The 17354-nt window shown below is 56.9% G+C and carries 17 protein-coding genes, 4 tRNA genes and 1 other RNA gene; 8 read left to right on the top strand and 14 right to left on the bottom strand.

Features of this window, described 5'->3' with window-relative positions:
- Positions 1-66 precede the first annotated feature (66 nt).
- Positions 67-978 carry a cysteine synthase CysM gene (cysM, locus tag KHQ26_RS19170; protein ID WP_004145610.1) on the top strand — a complete coding sequence of 304 codons (912 nt, stop codon included), beginning with the start codon at positions 67-69 and terminating at the stop codon, positions 976-978.
- On the opposite strand, the gene KHQ26_RS19165 is transcribed toward cysM, so the two are convergent.
- Positions 975-1370, bottom strand: coding sequence for a YybH family protein (locus KHQ26_RS19165; RefSeq protein WP_004174913.1), 396 nt, complete (start codon positions 1368-1370; stop codon positions 975-977). The genes cysM and KHQ26_RS19165 overlap by 4 nt on opposite strands.
- Before the next feature lie 140 nt (positions 1371-1510).
- Complete coding sequence (ptsJ, locus tag KHQ26_RS19160) at positions 1511-2809, bottom strand: transcriptional regulator PtsJ (RefSeq protein ID WP_020803928.1); 1299 nt, start codon at positions 2807-2809, stop codon at positions 1511-1513.
- A gap of 82 nt (positions 2810-2891) precedes the next feature.
- On the opposite strand from ptsJ, the gene pdxK reads away from it, so the two are divergent.
- Both pdxK and KHQ26_RS19150 read left to right on the top strand, forming a co-directional pair.
- Complete coding sequence (gene pdxK, locus KHQ26_RS19155; protein ID WP_004174917.1) at positions 2892-3758, top strand: pyridoxine/pyridoxal/pyridoxamine kinase; 867 nt, start codon at positions 2892-2894, stop codon at positions 3756-3758.
- Positions 3755-3994 carry a hypothetical protein gene (locus KHQ26_RS19150; RefSeq protein WP_002913605.1) on the top strand — a complete coding sequence of 80 codons (240 nt, stop codon included), beginning with the start codon at positions 3755-3757 and terminating at the stop codon, positions 3992-3994. Before pdxK ends, KHQ26_RS19150 begins: the two co-directional genes overlap by 4 nt.
- 40 nt (positions 3995-4034) lie before the next feature.
- On the opposite strand, the gene crr is transcribed toward KHQ26_RS19150, so the two are convergent.
- The 5 genes from crr to cysZ form a co-directional block, all read right to left on the bottom strand.
- Positions 4035-4544, bottom strand: a complete 510-nt coding sequence (crr, locus tag KHQ26_RS19145) for a PTS glucose transporter subunit IIA (RefSeq protein WP_000522253.1) — start codon at positions 4542-4544, stop codon at positions 4035-4037.
- 42 nt (positions 4545-4586) lie between these two features.
- Positions 4587-6314 carry a phosphoenolpyruvate-protein phosphotransferase PtsI gene (gene ptsI / locus KHQ26_RS19140; RefSeq protein ID WP_002913506.1) on the bottom strand — a complete coding sequence of 576 codons (1728 nt, stop codon included), beginning with the start codon at positions 6312-6314 and terminating at the stop codon, positions 4587-4589.
- Positions 6315-6358: 44 nt separating this feature from the next.
- The gene (gene ptsH, locus KHQ26_RS19135) at positions 6359-6616 is read right to left on the bottom strand and encodes a phosphocarrier protein Hpr (protein WP_002913505.1); all 258 of its coding nucleotides are present in this window, start codon (positions 6614-6616) and stop codon (positions 6359-6361) included.
- A 380-nt stretch (positions 6617-6996) separates the two neighbouring features.
- On the bottom strand, positions 6997-7968 hold the full coding sequence (gene cysK, locus KHQ26_RS19130) for a cysteine synthase A (protein ID WP_002913498.1): 972 nt from the start codon (positions 7966-7968) through the stop codon (positions 6997-6999).
- A gap of 176 nt (positions 7969-8144) precedes the next feature.
- On the bottom strand, positions 8145-8906 hold the full coding sequence (gene cysZ / locus KHQ26_RS19125; RefSeq protein WP_004174922.1) for a sulfate transporter CysZ: 762 nt from the start codon (positions 8904-8906) through the stop codon (positions 8145-8147).
- A 230-nt stretch (positions 8907-9136) separates the two neighbouring features.
- Here cysZ and zipA point away from each other — a divergent pair, with 230 nt between their 5' ends.
- The 3 genes from zipA (at position 9137) to KHQ26_RS19110 (ending at position 12503) form a co-directional block, all read left to right on the top strand.
- Entirely contained in the window at positions 9137-10198 is a 1062-nt protein-coding gene (zipA, locus tag KHQ26_RS19120) for a cell division protein ZipA (protein ID WP_004151995.1), read from the top strand.
- A 69-nt stretch (positions 10199-10267) separates the two neighbouring features.
- Positions 10268-12283 (top strand): NAD-dependent DNA ligase LigA, encoded by a 2016-nt coding sequence (ligA, locus tag KHQ26_RS19115; RefSeq protein ID WP_004180820.1) that lies wholly within the window; start codon positions 10268-10270, stop codon positions 12281-12283.
- Between the two features lies 1 nt (position 12284).
- Positions 12285-12503 carry a DUF3820 family protein gene (locus KHQ26_RS19110; protein ID WP_002913440.1) on the top strand — a complete coding sequence of 73 codons (219 nt, stop codon included), beginning with the start codon at positions 12285-12287 and terminating at the stop codon, positions 12501-12503.
- Here KHQ26_RS19110 and KHQ26_RS19105 read toward each other — a convergent pair.
- Positions 12500-13498: a bile acid:sodium symporter family protein gene (locus tag KHQ26_RS19105; protein WP_002913439.1), complete on the bottom strand. Its 999-nt coding sequence runs from the start codon at positions 13496-13498 to the stop codon at positions 12500-12502. The two genes, KHQ26_RS19110 and KHQ26_RS19105, sit on opposite strands and share 4 nt — an antisense overlap.
- Before the next feature lie 88 nt (positions 13499-13586).
- On the opposite strand from KHQ26_RS19105, the gene KHQ26_RS19100 reads away from it, so the two are divergent.
- Positions 13587-14513, top strand: a complete 927-nt coding sequence (locus KHQ26_RS19100; RefSeq protein ID WP_002913438.1) for a LysR family transcriptional regulator — start codon at positions 13587-13589, stop codon at positions 14511-14513.
- Between the two features lie 84 nt (positions 14514-14597).
- Here KHQ26_RS19100 and KHQ26_RS19095 read toward each other — a convergent pair.
- From KHQ26_RS19095 to KHQ26_RS19075, 5 genes are all read right to left on the bottom strand, one after another.
- Positions 14598-14735, bottom strand: a non-coding RNA gene (locus tag KHQ26_RS19095) — RtT sRNA.
- A 95-nt stretch (positions 14736-14830) separates the two neighbouring features.
- Positions 14831-14906: transfer RNA gene (locus KHQ26_RS19090), tRNA-Lys, on the bottom strand.
- Between the two features lie 4 nt (positions 14907-14910).
- Positions 14911-14986 (bottom strand) — tRNA-Val (locus KHQ26_RS19085).
- Positions 14987-15032: 46 nt separating this feature from the next.
- Positions 15033-15108, bottom strand: a tRNA-Val gene (locus tag KHQ26_RS19080).
- A 45-nt stretch (positions 15109-15153) separates the two neighbouring features.
- A tRNA-Val gene (locus KHQ26_RS19075) sits at positions 15154-15229 on the bottom strand.
- A 259-nt stretch (positions 15230-15488) separates the two neighbouring features.
- Here KHQ26_RS19075 and gltX point away from each other — a divergent pair.
- Entirely contained in the window at positions 15489-16907 is a 1419-nt protein-coding gene (gene gltX, locus KHQ26_RS19070; RefSeq protein ID WP_004145598.1) for a glutamate--tRNA ligase, read from the top strand.
- A gap of 51 nt (positions 16908-16958) precedes the next feature.
- Here the strand turns inward: gltX and KHQ26_RS19065 are convergent, their stop codons facing one another.
- Positions 16959-17351 carry a MerR family transcriptional regulator gene (locus KHQ26_RS19065; protein ID WP_002913435.1) on the bottom strand — a complete coding sequence of 131 codons (393 nt, stop codon included), beginning with the start codon at positions 17349-17351 and terminating at the stop codon, positions 16959-16961.
- Between the last annotated feature and the right edge of the window lie 3 nt (positions 17352-17354).

The raw sequence follows: 17354 nt of genomic DNA, 5'->3' as shown, positions 1-17354 counted from the left end.
AATTATCACGCGTCTGCCAGGCCGGGTAAGCGAAGCGCCGCCCGGCTTTTTTATTGAGTAAAAATCGTGAATACACTCGAACAAACCATCGGCAATACCCCACTGGTCAAACTTCAGCGTCTGGGACCGGACAACGGCAGCGAAGTGTGGGTCAAACTCGAAGGCAATAATCCGGCCGGCTCGGTGAAAGATCGCGCCGCGCTGTCGATGATCGTCGAAGCGGAAAAGCGCGGCGAAATTCAGCCCGGCGACGTGCTGATCGAAGCGACCAGCGGCAACACCGGTATTGCGCTGGCGATGATCGCCGCGCTGAAAGGCTACCGGATGAAGCTGCTGATGCCCGACAACATGAGCCAGGAGCGTCGGGCCGCGATGCGCGCTTACGGCGCCGAGCTTATCCTGGTCAGCAAAGAGCAAGGGATGGAGGGTGCCCGCGACCTGGCTCTGGAGATGGCCCAGCGCGGAGAAGGCAAACTGCTCGATCAGTTTAACAACCCGGATAACCCCTACGCCCACTACACCACCACCGGGCCGGAAATCTGGCAGCAGACCGCGGGGCGTATCACCCACTTTGTCTCCAGTATGGGGACCACCGGCACCATTACCGGCGTGTCACGTTTTCTGCGTGAACAGAGTAAACCGGTGACCATTGTTGGCCTGCAGCCGGAGGAGGGGAGCAGTATTCCCGGGATCCGCCGCTGGCCGGCAGAGTATATGCCGGGGATCTTTAACGCTTCGCTGGTGGATACGGTGCTGGATATTCATCAGCAGGATGCCGAGAACACCATGCGTCAGCTGGCGGTGCGGGAAGGCATTTTCTGCGGCGTCAGTTCGGGCGGCGCGGTAGCGGGCGCGTTACGCATAGCCCGCGAAAATCCTGGCGCGGTGGTGGTGGCGATCGTCTGCGATCGCGGCGATCGTTACCTTTCCACCGGCGTCTTCGGCGAAGAACACTTTAGCCAGGGGGCGGGCATTTAATCATCAAGCAGGTCGGTGCCGTAGGAGTTATCGACGGTGCACAGCCAGCGTTCGCCCTGCTTCTGAAAGACATAGGTGGCGCGTCGCGTGACCTGGGATATCCCGTCCGCAGTCGGGATATCCAGCCGGGTCTCCATAATCACCAGCGCATTGCCGCCGCCTTCAATAACCTCCATTTTCCCTTGAGTCACCACCAGTCGGTGCTGGAAATAGTCGGCAATGGCGATAAAGGCTTTGCGGATATTCTCTTTCCCTCTGACCACCATGCCCGGTTTGACAACCAGCGCGGCGTCTTCTGCGTAATAACTCATCAGGGTATCGTAATCTTCCTGCGAGATAGCGCGATCGCAGGCTTCAATGACCGCTTTCAGTGCCGGGTCAGCGTGATGCATCTCTGGTGCTCCTTGTTGTGAGCGATTTGTCCGCCTCGGCGATCAGGGCATGCAGGTAAGACTAGCCTGCTGTCGTTTATTTTTCATTAATTTGTCGGCAGCTGCCATCACTCCCCGATACGTTCGGTGGACTGCCTGCGTCAGGGGGCGTCTAAGGCCTGCGCAATATCGGCCGCCAGGCGGGAAATCTCAGCGTCACTCAGACGGCCCAGCGACAGGCGTAGCCCGTGGGAGGGCGTACGGATGCCAAACACCTCTCCCTCCCGGACCAGCCAGCCGGCGCGGGCCAGGCGTAAGGCGTAGGGCTGGCTCGCCGCTGGCAGCGGCAGCCAGAAATTGAGGCCATCCCCTGGCGTAGCATGGCTGTAGCCGTACCGGGCCAGCGCCGCCGCCAGTTTCTCATTCTGCTGGCGATAGTGACGACGGGTCTCCGTCATCGAGGCGATAAACGCCTCGTCGGTCAGGCAGGCCAGCGTCAGGTCCTGCAGCAGATGGCTGACCCACTGGCTGCCGGCGTTAAGCCGCAGGCGCAGCGCCGCTGAAGTAGCGGCATCGCTGGCGATAAAGGCCAGCCGTAGATCTGGTCCGAGGGTTTTTGACATCGAGCGCACCAGCGCCCAGCGTTGGGTGCTTGCAGGAAGAGGGGAGTGCCATGGCGTGGCCGACAGCAGGGCAAAATGGTCATCAACAATCGCCAGTACCTGCGGATAGCGGGATAGCACCTCCCGCAGGGCATGCGCCCGGGTTTCCGTCAGGCTACAGCCGGTAGGATTATGCGCGCGCGGGGTTAAGATCACCGCCCGTGCGCCGTTGCGTAACGCCTCCTCCAGGCCGTCAGGATCCATCCCTTCGGCATCCACCGCCACCGGGCAGGGGGTAAAACCGGCGTAACGCACCATATTGATGCTGCTGAGAAAACAGGGATCTTCCACCACAACGCCGTCGCCGGGGAGCAGCAGAGCGCACAGCAGGCGCTCCAGGGCGTCTATCGCCCCGCTGGCGAGATTCACCGCAAAGGGAACGGCTATCTCTCTGGCAAACCACGCCTCGGCCCATTGGCCAAGCCGCGGCTCGATGGGCGCATCGCCATACAGGCGGGGCGTGCGGGCAATCTGGCCCAGATAGCGGGGTAAATCAGGCAGTCTGGCCGGATCCGGATTGCCGCTGGAGATATCGTTCAGCGGGGTCGTTGGGTCACCTCCCTCCAGCGCCGGCAGTGTGTCCCGCGCTTTAATGGCTGTACCGTTGCGTCCCTGACTGACGGCCAGCCCGGAGGTCACCAGCCGTTTATAGGCGGCGGCGACAGTGTTGCGATTCACTGCAAGCTGGCTGGCGAGTTCACGTACCGGCGGCAGAACCTCTCCGGGCTGCAACCCGCCGCTCTGCACCAGATGGCGGATGTTATCGAAGATTTCGCTGGCGGTTTTTCCGGCTAACATTATTGACCTATGACAAAATGGAATTTAGCATAGGACGAATCATAATCAGTGCGTGACCCGCTGTCCAGCGGGGGGAGAAAAGATGGGCCAGCAGGATGATATACAATCAGTGCTCTTTCACGACAAAAGCCGGGCGTCGGAAGTGGATATCGTCGCCGTGCAGTCGCAGGTAGTCTATGGCAGCGTCGGCAACAGCATCGCGGTTCCGGCGATTAAACAGCATGGTCTGCGCGTGCTGGCGGTGCCGACGGTGCTGTTCAGTAATACGCCCCATTATGAGACGTTCTATGGCGGCATTATTCCGGAAGAGTGGTTTGTCGGGTATCTGCAGGCGCTGGAGGAGCGCGACGCGCTGCGCGAACTGCGTGCGGTCACCACCGGCTATATGGGCAGCGCAGTGCAAATCGAACGCCTGGCGCAGTGGCTGACGCGCGTACGGGCCCGCCATCCCGGGTTGTGCATTCTCGTGGATCCGGTCATCGGCGATGTCGACAGCGGCATCTATGTCAAGGCTGAGATCCCGGACGCCTATCGTCAGCACCTGCTGCCGCTGGCGCAAGGGATCACCCCCAATCTGTTCGAACTGGAGACGCTGAGCGGCCAGCGCTGTCGCGATCGGCAGGAGGCGGTCGCCGCGGCGCGAAGCCTGCTGTCGGACACCCTCAAATGGGTGGTGATCACCAGCGCGCCGGGAGAGGCCGATTCGACGATCAATGTGCTGGTGGTGACGGCCGATGCAGTGGAAGTGGTGGTTCACCCGCGGGTGGAGACAGACTTAAAAGGAACCGGCGATCTGTTCTGCGCGGAGCTGGTGAGCGGGTTGCTTTCCGGACTGGCGCTGGGGGCAGCGACGCAGGCTGCTGCCCAGCGCGTGCTGGAGGTGATGAACTGGACTGCCGCCCAGGGGTGTGACGAATTGATCCTACCGCCGCTGGAGCAAAGCAGATGAAAAGCTATCGGTTAGTGATCCGCCAGCAGGGACGCATTGTTGGTCATTTTGATACGACAGGTGAGGCGGCGCTGGAGGATGCCTGCGTGGCGCGGTCGCTGTTCGGCCTGGCCGGTGGATATCAGTGCGAACTGCTGGTCGCTGACAGCGAGCGGCGAATTCTGGAGAGCACCCCGGAGGGATTGCGCGTCTTGTCCCGCGAGAAGTGCTATCGACCGGTAACTTGCGCGGTATAAAAAAATGGCGCCTTTCGGCGCCATTTTTATGCAGCAAGCATTACTTCTTGATGCGGATTACCGGGGTTTCACCCACGGTCACGCTACCGGACAGTTTGATCAGCTCTTTGATCTCGTCCATGTTGGAGATAACCACCGGCGTCAGAGTCGACTTGGCTTTCTCTTCCAGCAGCGGCAGATCAAATTCGATAACCGGATCGCCGACTTTCACGCGCTGACCTTCTTCCGCGATACGCTTGAAGCCTTCGCCTTTCAGTTCAACGGTATCAATACCGAAGTGAACGAACAGCTCGATGCCGCTATCAGATTCAATAGAGAACGCGTGGTTGGTTTCGAAAATTTTACCAATGGTACCGTCTACCGGCGCGACCATTTTGTTGCCAGTCGGTTTGATGGCAATCCCATCGCCCACAATTTTTTCCGCAAAAACCACATCCGGCACGTCTTCAATGTTGACGATCTCACCGGAGAGGGGAGCAACAATCTCAATAGTTCCGGTGTCTTTCTTGTCATCAGAAACCAGAGATTTCAATTTATCAAACAAACCCATGATCTTCTCCTAAGCAGTAATTTGGGCCGCGCATCTCGTGGATTAGCAGATTGTTTTTTCTTCAATGAACTTGTTAACCAGCGTCATTAACTCGTCCGTTGTCGGTTGAGCAAGAGCCTGCTCTGCTAATACTTTCGCATCTTCGAAGTTCGTATTACGAATAATCTTCTTGATGCGCGGGATGGAAATGGCGCTCATAGAGAATTCGTCCAGCCCCATACCCAGCAACAGAAGTGTAGCACGTTCATCGCCCGCAAGCTCACCGCACATGCCAGTCCATTTACCTTCAGCGTGAGAAGCATCAATAACTTGCTTAATCAGATTCAGTACAGACGGTGACATCGGCTGGTAAAGATGTGAAATCATATCATTACCACGGTCAACTGCCAGAGTATATTGCGTTAAATCATTGGTGCCGATACTAAAGAAATCAACTTCTTTGGCCAGATGACGAGCAATAGTCGCCGCAGCCGGTGTTTCCACCATCACGCCGATCTCAATGGATTCGTCAAATGCTTTACCTTCGTCACGCAGTTCCTGTTTGTAGATTTCGATCTCTTTCTTCAGCGCACGCACTTCTTCAACAGAGATGATCATCGGGAACATAATGCGCAGCTTACCGAAAGCGGAGGCACGCAGGATGGCGCGAACCTGGTCGCGCAGGATCTCTTTACGATCCATCGCAATACGCACGGCACGCCAGCCGAGGAACGGGTTCTCTTCTTTCGGGAAGTTCATGTACGGCAGCTCTTTGTCGCCGCCGATATCCATGGTACGGACGATAACGGCCTGAGAGCCACAGGCCTCAGCCACCGCTTTATAAGCCGCAAACTGTTCTTCTTCAGTTGGCAGCGCGTCACGGTCCATGAACAGGAATTCGGTACGATACAGACCTACGCCTTCGGCGCCGTTGCGCTCAGCACCTTCGACATCGCGAACGGTACCAATGTTGGCGCAGACTTCAACCTGATGGCCGTCGAGGGTAATCGCCGGCAGATCTTTCAGTTTCGCCAGTTCGGCTTTTTCTTCCGCAACCTGAGCCTGCAGACTACGCAGCGCTTCAATTTGCTCGTTAGACGGGTTGATCAGAACCTGGTTGTTCACCGCGTCGAGAATCAGATAGTCGCCGTTTTTCACCTGCGCCGTGATGCTGCCGGTGCCCACGATGGCCGGCAATTCCAGGGAACGCGCCATGATAGAGGTGTGGGAGGTACGACCGCCCGCATCGGTGATGAAACCCAGCACTTTTTTCAGGTTCAGCTGTGCGGTTTCAGACGGGGTCAGATCGGCGGCGACGAGGATGACTTCATCCTGAATCGCACTCAGATCGATGATTGCCAGACCAAGGATGTTGCGCAGCAGGCGCTTACCGATATCACGTACGTCAGCCGCACGTTCTTTCAGGTATTCATCATCCAGCTCTTCCAGGGCAGTGGCCTGACCGTCGATAACTTCATTGGCTGCCGCGTCGGCAGTCATGTGCTTATCTTTAATCAGGGCTATGATTTCCTGCTCAAGCTCCTCATCTTCCAGCAGCATAATATGCCCTTCGAAGATGGCTTCTTTTTCTTCACCGAAAGTTTCACCAGCTTTGGTTTTGATGACCTCCAGCTGGGCGGAGGCCTTGGCGCGGCCGCTCAGGAAACGTTCGACTTCCTGATCAACCTTATCGGCAGAAATTTTCTTCCGGTCGATGACAATTTCATCTTCCTTCAGCAGCAATGCTTTGCCGAAGGCGATACCCGGGGATGCTAAAATGCCTGAAATCATAACCCTACCTTACTTGTGACTGATATGAAAAAGAACCCGTGAACTTACTCGAGTTCAGCCATCAGTTTAACCAGATGCTCAACAGCTTTCTGCTCATCTTCGCCTTCAGCGGAGAGGGTCACTACGGTGCCCTGGGTCAGGCCCAGAGTCTGCAGTTTGAACAGGCTTTTGGCGCTGGCGCTTTTGCCGTTGGAGGTTACAGTGATCTCAGAAGTGAAGCCTTTAGCTTCTTTAACAAACTGAGCAGCAGGGCGGGTGTGCAGACCGTTCGGAGCGGTAATGGTAACTTCTTGCTGGAACATTATATTTCCCCAACTTATAGGTTTAGTGTTGTGGACCTAAAGTCTAGTCTAACGACTCGACTTTAGCCTGTATTGTTAGCGCCGGCGTTACGTTTCCGGCCTTGGCGTCGGCAGCGCCTGGCGCTGCGAAGACCTGCGGGCCATTGACGTCTAGCACGTCATTAAACATTATGCCGCGAAAGGAAGATTTGAACCAAATCATAAAATCGATTCAGCTGGCGGAAATCCTCTTCTGAATAATTTCGCGCATCAAAATAAATGTGCTGGTTAAATACCAGACCCTACGAGGTGAATCAATGCCAGGAGGGGTAAAACTTTGACGTGTGCCACAAAAAAGCACCCGAAAAGGTGCTTTTTTACACATTATTTACAAGCTGGCACTACTGTTGCAGCTCTTTCTCAGTGAAGAGATCGGCGAACAGCGCGGTGCTTAAATAACGCTCACCAGAGGAAGGCAGGATAACCACAATATTCTTATTGGTAAAGGCCTCATCTTCCTGCAGCTTCAGCGCGGCGGCAACGGCGGCCCCGGAAGAGATACCCGCCAGGATGCCTTCTTCTTCCATCAGGCGGCGCGCCGTGGAGATAGCTTCCTCGTTGGTAATGCCGATCACTTTGTCGACCAGCTTCAGATCCAGGTTGCCAGGAATGAAGCCGGCGCCGATACCCTGAATTTTGTGCGGACCCGGCTTGAGCTCTTCCCCCGCCAGCGCCTGGGCGATCACCGGGGAATCGGTCGGTTCAACGGCGACGGTGATAAGATCTTTTTTACCTTTGGTGTTTTTGATATAGCGGCTGACGCCGGTCAGCGTTCCGCCGGTACCTACGCCGGAGATAAACACATCCACCTGACCATCGGTATCTTCCCAGATTTCCGGGCCGGTAGTCTTCTCGTGGATTTCCGGGTTAGCCGGGTTGCTGAACTGCTGCAGTAGCAGGAATTGTTCCGGGTTGCTGGCGACAATCTCTTCCGCTTTCTGGATAGCGCCTTTCATGCCTTTGGCGCCTTCGGTCAGCACCAGGTTGGCGCCCAGGGCTTTCAGCAGCTTACGACGCTCGATGCTCATGGTTTCCGGCATGGTTAGCGTCAGTTTGTAGCCGCGGGCCGCCGCCACGTAGGCGAGGGCGATACCGGTGTTGCCGCTGGTCGGCTCGACCAGTTCCACGCCAGGTTTCAGAACGCCGCGCTTTTCAGCATCCCAGATCATATTGGCGCCGATACGGCATTTTACGCTAAAGCTCGGGTTACGAGATTCTACCTTTGCCAGGATACGGCCATTACCGATGCGGTTCAGTCGTACCAGCGGCGTATGACCGATAGTCAGGGAGTTGTCTTCAAAAATCTTACTCATGGCCCGTCCTTAACTGTATGAAATTTGGGGGTACGGCATCAGCATACCCGCTTAAAGAATATGCGGAAGTAAGGATTTAGCATATCTATATGCGGAAGGGAAATAATGATAAGCAAGAAGGAATAAGCGCGATATAAGGGAGCGGCCTTTGCCGCCCCCAAGTGAAGGTGTTACCGCTATTTCCAGCTGGCGTGTCTATCGCGATAGCAATCGACCCACATGGCGGTGGCGCCGCAGATAGCCACCGGGAGGATCACCAGGTTTAACACCGGGATCATTGTGAACAGGCTGGTGAGCGCCCCAAACTGCATATTCATCACTTTGCGACTGCGCAGCGCTTCGCGCATGGTTTTGAAGGGAACCTTGTGATTATCAAAGGGATAATCACAGTATTGAATCGCCAGCATCCATGCGCTGAACAGGAACCAGAGTACCGGGGCTACCGTCTGGCCAACGCCGGGAATAAAGTAGAGCAGCAACAGCACGATGGCGCGCGGCAGATACCAGGCCAGCTTCTGCCACTCACGCTTCATAATCCGCGGAATATCTTTCATGATGCCAAAGACGCCGACGTCCGGCGGGGTAGCGCCGGTCAGGCGCGCTTCCAGCTGTTCCGCCAGCAGGCCGCTGAACGGCGCGGCTATCCAGTTGGCGATCGTCGAAAAGAAGTAGCCAAACACCAGCAGGATTGAGAGCACTACCACCGGCCACAGCAGGTAGTTTAGCCACTGCAGCCAGTCCGGCACATGGCTCATCAGCGAGGGGATCCAGCTGCCGAGACGGGTAAACAGCCACCAGAAGGCAGCGCCCATCAGCAGCACGTTAACCAGTAAAGGCAGGAAGACATAACGCCGTATGCCCGGCAGCCCGATGAGTTTCCAGCCCTGCGAAAAATAATAAACGCCGCTGCGCGGGGTCGGTGCGGATGATGAAACCATAGCCAGGCATTGCTCCTTTTTTAACATCCGGTGTGAATGCTCGCTTATTTTATCGGGTCGTCAGACAATAACCAGTTAGGAAATGTTCGAAAAAACAGCAAAAAGCACGATTTAGTTCATCTTTATGTGGTGAAAGCGACCGACGCACTTGCACTTGAGGTAATCGGCAAATACTCTTAGTGAGTAAATGTTTGCCGTGGTGGCAAGGTGTTAGAACAACAGAGAATATAATGATGCAGGATTTGCGTCTGATATTAATCATTGTTGGCGCGATCGCCATAATCGCTTTACTGGTACATGGTTTCTGGACCAGCCGTAAAGAACGTTCTTCGATGTTTCGCGATCGCCCACTGAAACGTATGAAGTCGCGCGACGATGAGTCGGAAAACGACGACTTTGATGATAATGTTGAAGGCGTAGGAGAAGTCCGCGTTCATCCGGTGACTCACGCCCCGCACGGCGCGCATGGGGAGCATGAAGCCCCTCGTCAGTCGCCGCAGCACCAGTACCAGCCGCCTTACGAGCGCCAGATGCAGCAACCTGCGCGTCCTGAAGAACCGGTTCGCCAGCCGCCGCAGCCGCCGCGCCAGGCCCCGGTTCCACCGCAGCAACAGCCTGCGCCGCATGCGGCTCCGCAGCCTGGCTGGCAACAGCCGCAACCTGCGCAGCCGCCCGTACAACCGCAACACCAGCCGCAGCCTGTTGTGCAGCAGCCTGTCGCGCCGCAACCGGTGACGCCGACCGTCGCTCAGCCGCAGCCAGCCGCCCCGCAGCAGCCTGCGCCACAGCCTGTTGCCGCGTCGCAGCCCGCCGTCGCGGAACCGCAGCCGGTAGAGCCGCAGCAGCCCGCCGCGCCGCAGCCGAAAGAGCGCAAAGAGACGGTCATTGTGATGAACGTCGCCGCGCATCATGGCGCCCAGCTTAACGGTGAAGTGCTGATCAACAGTATCCAGCAGGCCGGCTTTAAGTTTGGTGAAATGAATATTTTCCACCGCCACCTAAGTCCGGACGGCAGCGGTCCGGTGTTGTTCAGTCTGGCCAACATGGTGAAACCGGGAACCTTCAATCCGGACAGCATGGCGGATATGATGACCCCTGGGGTGACTATCTTTATGCAGGTCCCTTCCTACGGCGATGAATTGCAGAACTTCAAGCTGATGCTGCAGTCTGCGCAGTATATCGCTGACGAAGTGGGCGGCGTGGTGCTTGACGATCAGCGTCGCATGATGACGCCGCAAAAACTGCGTGAATACCAGGATCGTATTCGCGAAGTGAAAGACGCGAACGCCTGACGTTCCGCGTTAACTCAATTCCTTCTCAACCCCCGCCTGTCGGGGGTTTTTTATCATTGATGGTGTGATATGGAACCAATCGAACAACAACTGACTGAACTGCGAACCACGCTTCGCCATCATGAATATCTGTACCACGTTATGGACGCGCCGGAAGTGCCGGATGCGGAATATGACCGCCTGATGCGCAAGCTGCGCGAGCTGGAGAGCCAGCACCCGGAGCTGATTACCCCGGATTCGCCAACACAGAGGGTGGGGGCGGCGCCACTCACCGCCTTTAGCCAGATCCGCCATGAAGTGCCGATGCTGTCGCTGGATAACGTGTTTGACGAAGAGAGCTTTCTCGCCTTCAACAAGCGGGTACAGGATCGCCTGAAAAGCACAGATCATCTTACCTACTGCTGCGAGCTTAAGCTCGACGGCCTCGCGGTGAGCATTCTCTACGAAAACGGCGTGTTGGTGCAGGCGGCAACCCGCGGCGACGGCACCACCGGCGAAGATATTACCTCTAACGTGCGAACTATTCGCGCCATCCCCCTCAAGCTGCATGGCGAGAATATTCCTGCACGCCTTGAGGTACGTGGGGAAGTGTTCCTCCCGCAGGCCGGGTTTGAAAAAATCAATGAGGAAGCTCGCCGCACCGGCGGGAAAGTGTTTGCTAACCCGCGTAATGCGGCAGCGGGTTCGCTGCGCCAGCTCGATCCGCGCATCACTGCGAAGCGACCGCTTACTTTCTTCTGCTACGGCGTGGGCGTGCTGGAGGGCGGCGAGCTGCCGGCCAGCCACTCGGCTCGGTTGCTGCAGTTCAAAGCATGGGGGCTGCCGGTGAGCGATCGCGTCACCCTGTGCCATACCCCCGAGGAAGTGCTTACTTACTATCGTAAAGTCGAGGAAGAGCGTCCCCACCTGGGCTTTGACATTGATGGCGTGGTGATCAAAGTCGATTCGCTGGCGCTGCAGGAACAGCTGGGTTTCGTCGCCCGCGCGCCGCGCTGGGCCGTGGCCTTTAAGTTCCCGGCACAGGAGCAGATGACCTTCGTCCGGGACGTGGAGTTCCAGGTGGGCCGCACCGGGGCGATTACGCCGGTGGCGCGTCTGGAGCCGGTCCATGTTGCCGGCGTGTTGGTGAGCAATGCCACCCTGCATAATGCCGATGAAATTGAACGCTTAGGCTTGAAAATCGGCGACAAGGTGGTGATTCGCCGGGCAGGCGATGTGATCCCGCAGGTGGTTAACGTGGTGCTTTCCGAGCGTCCGGCGGATGCCCGGGATGTCGTCTTCCCGACCCACTGTCCTGTATGTCAGTCAGACGTTGAACGGGTGGAAGGCGAGGCGGTAGCCCGCTGTACGGGCGGCCTGATCTGCGGCGCGCAGCGCAAAGAGTCGCTCAAGCACTTCGTCTCCCGTCGCGCGCTCGACGTTGACGGCATGGGCGACAAGATCATCGACCAGCTGGTGGAGAAAGAGTACGTCCATACCCCGGCGGATCTGTTCCGGCTGACGGCGGGGAAACTGACCGGGCTGGATCGGATGGGGCCGAAGTCCGCGCAAAACGTAGTCAACGCCCTCGAGAAAGCCAAAGAGACGACCTTCGCACGCTTCCTCTACGCCTTAGGTATTCGCGAGGTAGGAGAAGCGACGGCGGCGGGCCTGGCGGCGCATTTCGGCACTCTCGAAGCCCTGGAGCAGGCTTCCATTGAGGAGCTACAGAAAGTTCCTGATGTCGGCATCGTCGTCGCTACCCATACCTTCAACTTCTTTGCCGAAGAGAGCAACCGCGATGTCATTGCGCAACTGCTGGCGGAGGGGGTTCGCTGGCCTGCGCCGGTGGTGGTGAAGGCGGAAGAGATTGATAGCCCGTTTGCAGGCAAAACCGTGGTCCTTACCGGCAGCCTCAGCCAGCTGTCGCGCGATGACGCCAAAGCGCGTCTGGTGGCGCTGGGGGCGAAGGTGGCAGGCAGCGTGTCGAAGAAAACCGACCTGGTGATTGCCGGCGAAGCGGCGGGGTCTAAGCTGGCGAAAGCGCAGGAGCTGGGCATCGAGGTGATTGACGAAGCCGAAATGATGCGTCTGCTGGGAGAATAACGTGGATAAAGCGCAGCTGGTCGAGATAGCCAATACCGAAATGCCGTTCGGTAAATACAAGGGACGTCGCTTAATCGATGTCCCGGAAGAGTATTTATTGTGGTTCGCGCGTAAGGATCAATTCCCTGCCGGGCATCTTGGCGAGCTGATGGCGTTGACCCTGCTGATTAAAACTGAGGGGCTGAGCGATCTGGTCCAGCCCCTGAAGAAAGCGCGTTAGGCTTTGGCCGCGTTGGCCTTTTCCTCAGCGAGACGCGCATCGGTTTGCTGCTTGTAGCGCCGCGCCAGCACCGCGCAGACCATCAGCTGGATTTGGTGGAAGATCATCAACGGCAGCACCATGATGCCGAGGATGGAGGTCGGGAAGAGAATATTGGCCATCGGAATGCCGTTGGCCAGGCTCTTTTTCGAACCGCAGAAGACGATGGTAATCTCATCGGCTTTGTTAAAGCCGCAGCGGCGGGCGACAAAGACGTTGACCGCGATGACGATGGCCAGCAGCACCAGGCTGACCACCACGATAAACAGCAGCGATCCCAGACCGACTTTATGCCAGATGCCATTCACCACCGCCTCGCTAAAGGCGGAGTAAACCACCAGCAGAATCGAGGTCTGGTCGGTCTTACCAATCCACTTCTTATGCTTCGCCACCCAGTCGCCAATCCACGGCCGCGATAAGTGACCGAGCACGAAAGGCAGCAGCAGCTGCAGCATAATTTTACCGACCTGCTCCAGACTGCCGCCTGCGCCGTGAAGGTTCATCAGGACCCCCACCAGTAGCGGGGAAACAAAGATCCCCAGCAGGCTGGAGGCCGAGGCTGAGCAAACCGCAGCCGCGACGTTGCCCCCGGCCAGCGAAGTAAAGGCGATAGCGGATTGCACGGTGGCCGGCAGAATGCACAGATAGATAAAGCCGCTGTAGAGCATCGGATCGACATTCACCGGCGCCCACCAGGCAAACAGAACCCCGAGTAGCGGGAAGAGAATAAAGGTGCTGCACATCACCCAGAGATGCAAACGCCAGTGGCTGCCGCCGGCGATAATCGCCTCCCGGGAGAGTTTAGCGCCATGCATAAAGAACAGCAGCGCGATGGCGGCGGTGGTCAGATGTTCAAAGAAGGGGACGAAAGCGCCACGGGCCGGGAAGAATGAGGCCAGCAGGACAACGGTGATTAGCGTTGCCGTAAACGGATCGAGAATACGGAAAAGTTTCATAAACGCTCCTGAAAAGAGATGCGCTATTGTGCTTTTTTTCATTTGAGAAATAAAATTGATTTATTGCATCTATTCATGAATAAAAAAGATGAATTACTCTCTGCGTCAGTTAAAAGTATTTGTCACCGTCGCCCGGGCCAGAAGCTTCAGCCGGGCAGGGGAGATGATTGGCTTAAGTCAGTCGGCCGTCAGCCATAGCGTCAAGGAGCTGGAGCATCAGACCGGCGTCCGTCTGCTCGACCGTACTACTCGCGAAGTGGTGCTCACCGAGGCGGGCCAGCAGCTGGCGGGCAGGCTGGAACGTTTGCTCGATGAGTTGACGATTACCCTGCGTGACGCCGGGCGGGTAGGCCAGCAACTGAGCGGCACCGTCAAGGTCGCCGCCAGTCAGACGATTTCCGCCCACCTTATTCCGCAGTGTATTGCTCACAGCAATCGTCGTTATCCCGATATCGATTTTGTGCTGCACGATCGGCCCCAGCAGTGGGTGCTGGAGAGTATCCGCCAGGGGGAAGTGGATTTTGGCATCGTGATTGATCCGGGCCCGGCGGCAGACCTTCAGTGTGAAGTGGTTCTGGCGGAACCATTTTTGCTGCTCTGCCGGGAGGATCATCCTTTTGCCAGCCTGACAGAAGTGCCGTGGCAGGCGCTGCAGGATGAAAGGCTAATCCTGCAGGATTATGCGTCCGGCAGCCGCCCGCTGATCGATGCGGCCCTCAGCAGGCTGGCTATCCGGGCGAACATCGTCCAGGAGATTGGCCACCCGGCAACGCTGTTTCCGATGGTAGAATCGGGAATTGGCATCAGCGTTCTGCCGGCGCTGGCGCTACCGTTACCGCAGGGGAGCCATCTGACGGTGAAACGGCTGACTCCGGTGATGGAGCGGCAGCTGATGCTGGCATGCAGGAAAAATCGCTCGCTGTCGACCGCCGCTCAGGCGTTATGGGAAATTGTGCGTGAAGAAGGGGAGAATTTAACCGCCGCCAGGGTTGAAGATCCGCTATATCAGCGCTGACAGAGGGGATTGCTGCGGAGGGACTCGTGGCAGGGCCATGTTCCGCGCATAGCAAAAAGGCGCCTTTAGGGCGCCTTTTTACATTGGTGGGTCGTGCAGGATGACTCGGCTTCGCCTCGCCCTTCGGGCCGTCGCCGCAAGCGGCTCCGTTGTCTCACTGCGTTCGACCCGAACCTGCTGCAGAGAAACTCGTCTCATCCTGAGACTCGCCCTGCGGGCCAACGCTGCCGCGTTGTTCAAAATTGTTCCCGACAATTTTGTCGAATCGTTGAGTTCGGCGCAAAGCAAAAAGGCGCCTTTAGGGCGCCTTTTTACATTGGTGGGTCGTGCAGGATTCGAACCTGCGACCAATTGATTAAAAGTCAACTGCTCTACCAACTGAGCTAACGACCCGAAGTGGTGGGTGATGACGGGATCGAACCGCCGACCCCCTCCTTGTAAGGGAGGTGCTCTCCCAGCTGAGCTAATCACCCACTTCGGTACTTCACATTTTGACAGAAAATCCAGCTGGCGAGAAAGTGGTGGGTGATGACGGGATCGAACCGCCGACCCCCTCCTTGTAAGGGAGGTGCTCTCCCAGCTGAGCTAATCACCCACTTCTCAATTTTCTGTTCTACACGGCGGAGACTACGTTAAGTAGTGGTGGGTGATGACGGGATCGAACCGCCGACCCCCTCCTTGTAAGGGAGGTGCTCTCCCAGCTGAGCTAATCACCCCCGCTGTGTGGAGTCGCATTATAGGGAGAGTTGAAAATGAGTCAACGCCTTTTCTAAAGAATTCGTTCGTTCGTCGTAAAATTAAACAAAGCGATCGCGAAACCGGCGCCATAGCATGATTTATAAACAAAAATGGCAAACCGTGACGTTCCGATGGGAACAACATTGAGGAATCAGCCCACGGTGTTAGAATATTGACCCATAATTTCCACCGGACATTGCCGGCTATCGGCATCTTTATTAAACGTAAGGCCAATTCATGAAAATCAAAACTCGCTTCGCGCCAAGCCCAACCGGCTATCTGCACGTTGGCGGTGCGCGTACTGCTCTCTATTCCTGGCTTTTTGCCCGTAACCACGGCGGTGAGTTTGTGCTGCGTATTGAAGACACCGATCTCGAACGCTCCACCCCGGAAGCAATTGAAGCCATCATGGATGGCATGAACTGGCTGAATCTGCAATGGGACGAAGGCCCCTATTTCCAGACCAAACGTTTCGATCGTTATAACAACGTAATCGATGAGATGCTGGAAGCCGGTACCGCTTACAAATGCTATTGCTCGAAAGAACGTCTGGAAGCGCTGCGCGAAGAGCAGATGGCGAAGGGTGAGAAGCCGCGTTACGATGGCCGCTGCCGCCATAGCCACGAGCACCATGCTGATGATGAGCCGTGCGTCGTGCGTTTCGCCAACCCGCAGGAAGGTTCGGTTATTTTTGACGATCAGATCCGCGGACCTATCGAGTTCAGCAACCAGGAACTGGACGATCTGATCATTCGCCGTACCGATGGTTCCCCGACCTATAACTTCTGCGTGGTGGTAGATGACTGGGATATGGCGATCACTCACGTGATCCGCGGCGAAGATCATATCAACAACACGCCGCGCCAGATCAACATCCTCAAAGCGCTGAATGCGCCGGTGCCGGTTTATGCGCACGTGTCGATGATCAACGGCGATGACGGTAAAAAACTTTCCAAGCGCCACGGCGCAGTGAGCGTGATGCAGTACCGCGACGACGGCTACCTGCCGGAAGCGCTACTCAACTATCTGGTGCGCCTGGGCTGGTCTCATGGCGATCAGGAGATTTTCACTCGCGAAGAGATGATTGAGTTCTTCTCGCTGGGCGCGGTGAGCAAATCCGCCAGTGCCTTTAACACCGATAAACTGCTGTGGTTAAACCATCACTATATCAATACCCTGCCGGCGGAGTATGTGGCAACGCATCTGCAGTGGCATATCGAGCAGGAAAATATCGACACTCGCAACGGCCCGCAGCTGGCTGAGCTGGTGAAACTGCTGGGCGAGCGTTGCAAGACGCTGAAAGAGATGGCCCAGAGCTGCCGCTACTTCTATGAAGAGTTCGCTGAATTCGATGCCGACGCCGCGAAAAAACATCTGCGTCCAGTGGCGCGTCAGCCGCTGGAAGTGGTTCGCGATAAGCTGGCGGCGATTAGCGACTGGACGGCGGAAAACGTCCATCACGCGATTCAGGCAACTGCTGATGAGCTGGAGGTGGGGATGGGTAAAGTCGGTATGCCGCTGCGCGTGGCGGTTACCGGGGCAGGGCAATCTCCTGCGCTAGACGTTACTGTCCATGCTATCGGTAAATCCCGTAGCGTAGATCGTATCAATAAAGCGCTGGCTTTTATCGCTGAACGCGAAGGCCAGGCGTCCTGACGGCGACGCAGCTGAAACAACGGCAGGTTACCCTGCCGTTTTTTTTGCCTGTTATTCCGGACTGGCGATGCCGAGGCGGGCAAGAAAACCGCTAATCCCTTCCCGGGCCAGCAGATCGCGGAGCTGCAGCTGTTCTGCCGGAGTCATCAGCTGTAGGGTTTCCGTGATTTGCCGCCAGATCGCGTCTGCCTCATTGACCAGGTATGCACCTGGCGATTCCGCGAGATGATTGTCGGTAAGCAGATGGCGTCTGGCAGGGATGTTGGTCAGAAACTCGCGTACCGGTTGGTCGATAACCACCAGTCGCGCTCGCCCCCCTTTAACGCCGGGTATTGCTTCGGTGCGCCATTGTTTCTCGCGAACCCAGCGATTGATCGTTTGTCTGGCCAGCCCCAGGCAGTCGGCAAGCTCTGCGGGCGTCATTTTATCTTTCAGTTTCATCATGGT

This window comes from Klebsiella sp. 10 (genome assembly GCF_018223925.1).
GTDB classification, from domain to species: Bacteria; Pseudomonadota; Gammaproteobacteria; order Enterobacterales; family Enterobacteriaceae; genus Klebsiella; species Klebsiella pneumoniae.
This window is presented reverse-complemented; position numbering and strand designations above follow the sequence as displayed.

What these genes read in the sequence shown, in the direction of transcription:
- KHQ26_RS19165 (WP_004174913.1), bottom strand. Translation starts at nt 1,370, where the DNA reads ATGCATCACGCTGACCCGGCACTGAAAGCGGTCATTGAAGCCTGCGAT.
- ptsJ (WP_020803928.1), bottom strand. Translation starts at nt 2,809, where the DNA reads ATGTTAGCCGGAAAAACCGCCAGCGAAATCTTCGATAACATCCGCCAT.
- pdxK (WP_004174917.1), top strand. Translation starts at nt 2,892, where the DNA reads ATGGGCCAGCAGGATGATATACAATCAGTGCTCTTTCACGACAAAAGC.
- KHQ26_RS19150 (WP_002913605.1), top strand. Translation starts at nt 3,755, where the DNA reads ATGAAAAGCTATCGGTTAGTGATCCGCCAGCAGGGACGCATTGTTGGT.
- crr (WP_000522253.1), bottom strand. Translation starts at nt 4,544, where the DNA reads ATGGGTTTGTTTGATAAATTGAAATCTCTGGTTTCTGATGACAAGAAA.
- ptsI (WP_002913506.1), bottom strand. Translation starts at nt 6,314, where the DNA reads ATGATTTCAGGCATTTTAGCATCCCCGGGTATCGCCTTCGGCAAAGCA.
- ptsH (WP_002913505.1), bottom strand. Translation starts at nt 6,616, where the DNA reads ATGTTCCAGCAAGAAGTTACCATTACCGCTCCGAACGGTCTGCACACC.
- cysK (WP_002913498.1), bottom strand. Translation starts at nt 7,968, where the DNA reads ATGAGTAAGATTTTTGAAGACAACTCCCTGACTATCGGTCATACGCCG.
- cysZ (WP_004174922.1), bottom strand. Translation starts at nt 8,906, where the DNA reads ATGGTTTCATCATCCGCACCGACCCCGCGCAGCGGCGTTTATTATTTT.
- zipA (WP_004151995.1), top strand. Translation starts at nt 9,137, where the DNA reads ATGATGCAGGATTTGCGTCTGATATTAATCATTGTTGGCGCGATCGCC.
- ligA (WP_004180820.1), top strand. Translation starts at nt 10,268, where the DNA reads ATGGAACCAATCGAACAACAACTGACTGAACTGCGAACCACGCTTCGC.
- KHQ26_RS19105 (WP_002913439.1), bottom strand. Translation starts at nt 13,498, where the DNA reads ATGAAACTTTTCCGTATTCTCGATCCGTTTACGGCAACGCTAATCACC.
- KHQ26_RS19100 (WP_002913438.1), top strand. Translation starts at nt 13,587, where the DNA reads ATGAATTACTCTCTGCGTCAGTTAAAAGTATTTGTCACCGTCGCCCGG.
- gltX (WP_004145598.1), top strand. Translation starts at nt 15,489, where the DNA reads ATGAAAATCAAAACTCGCTTCGCGCCAAGCCCAACCGGCTATCTGCAC.
- KHQ26_RS19065 (WP_002913435.1), bottom strand. Translation starts at nt 17,351, where the DNA reads ATGATGAAACTGAAAGATAAAATGACGCCCGCAGAGCTTGCCGACTGC.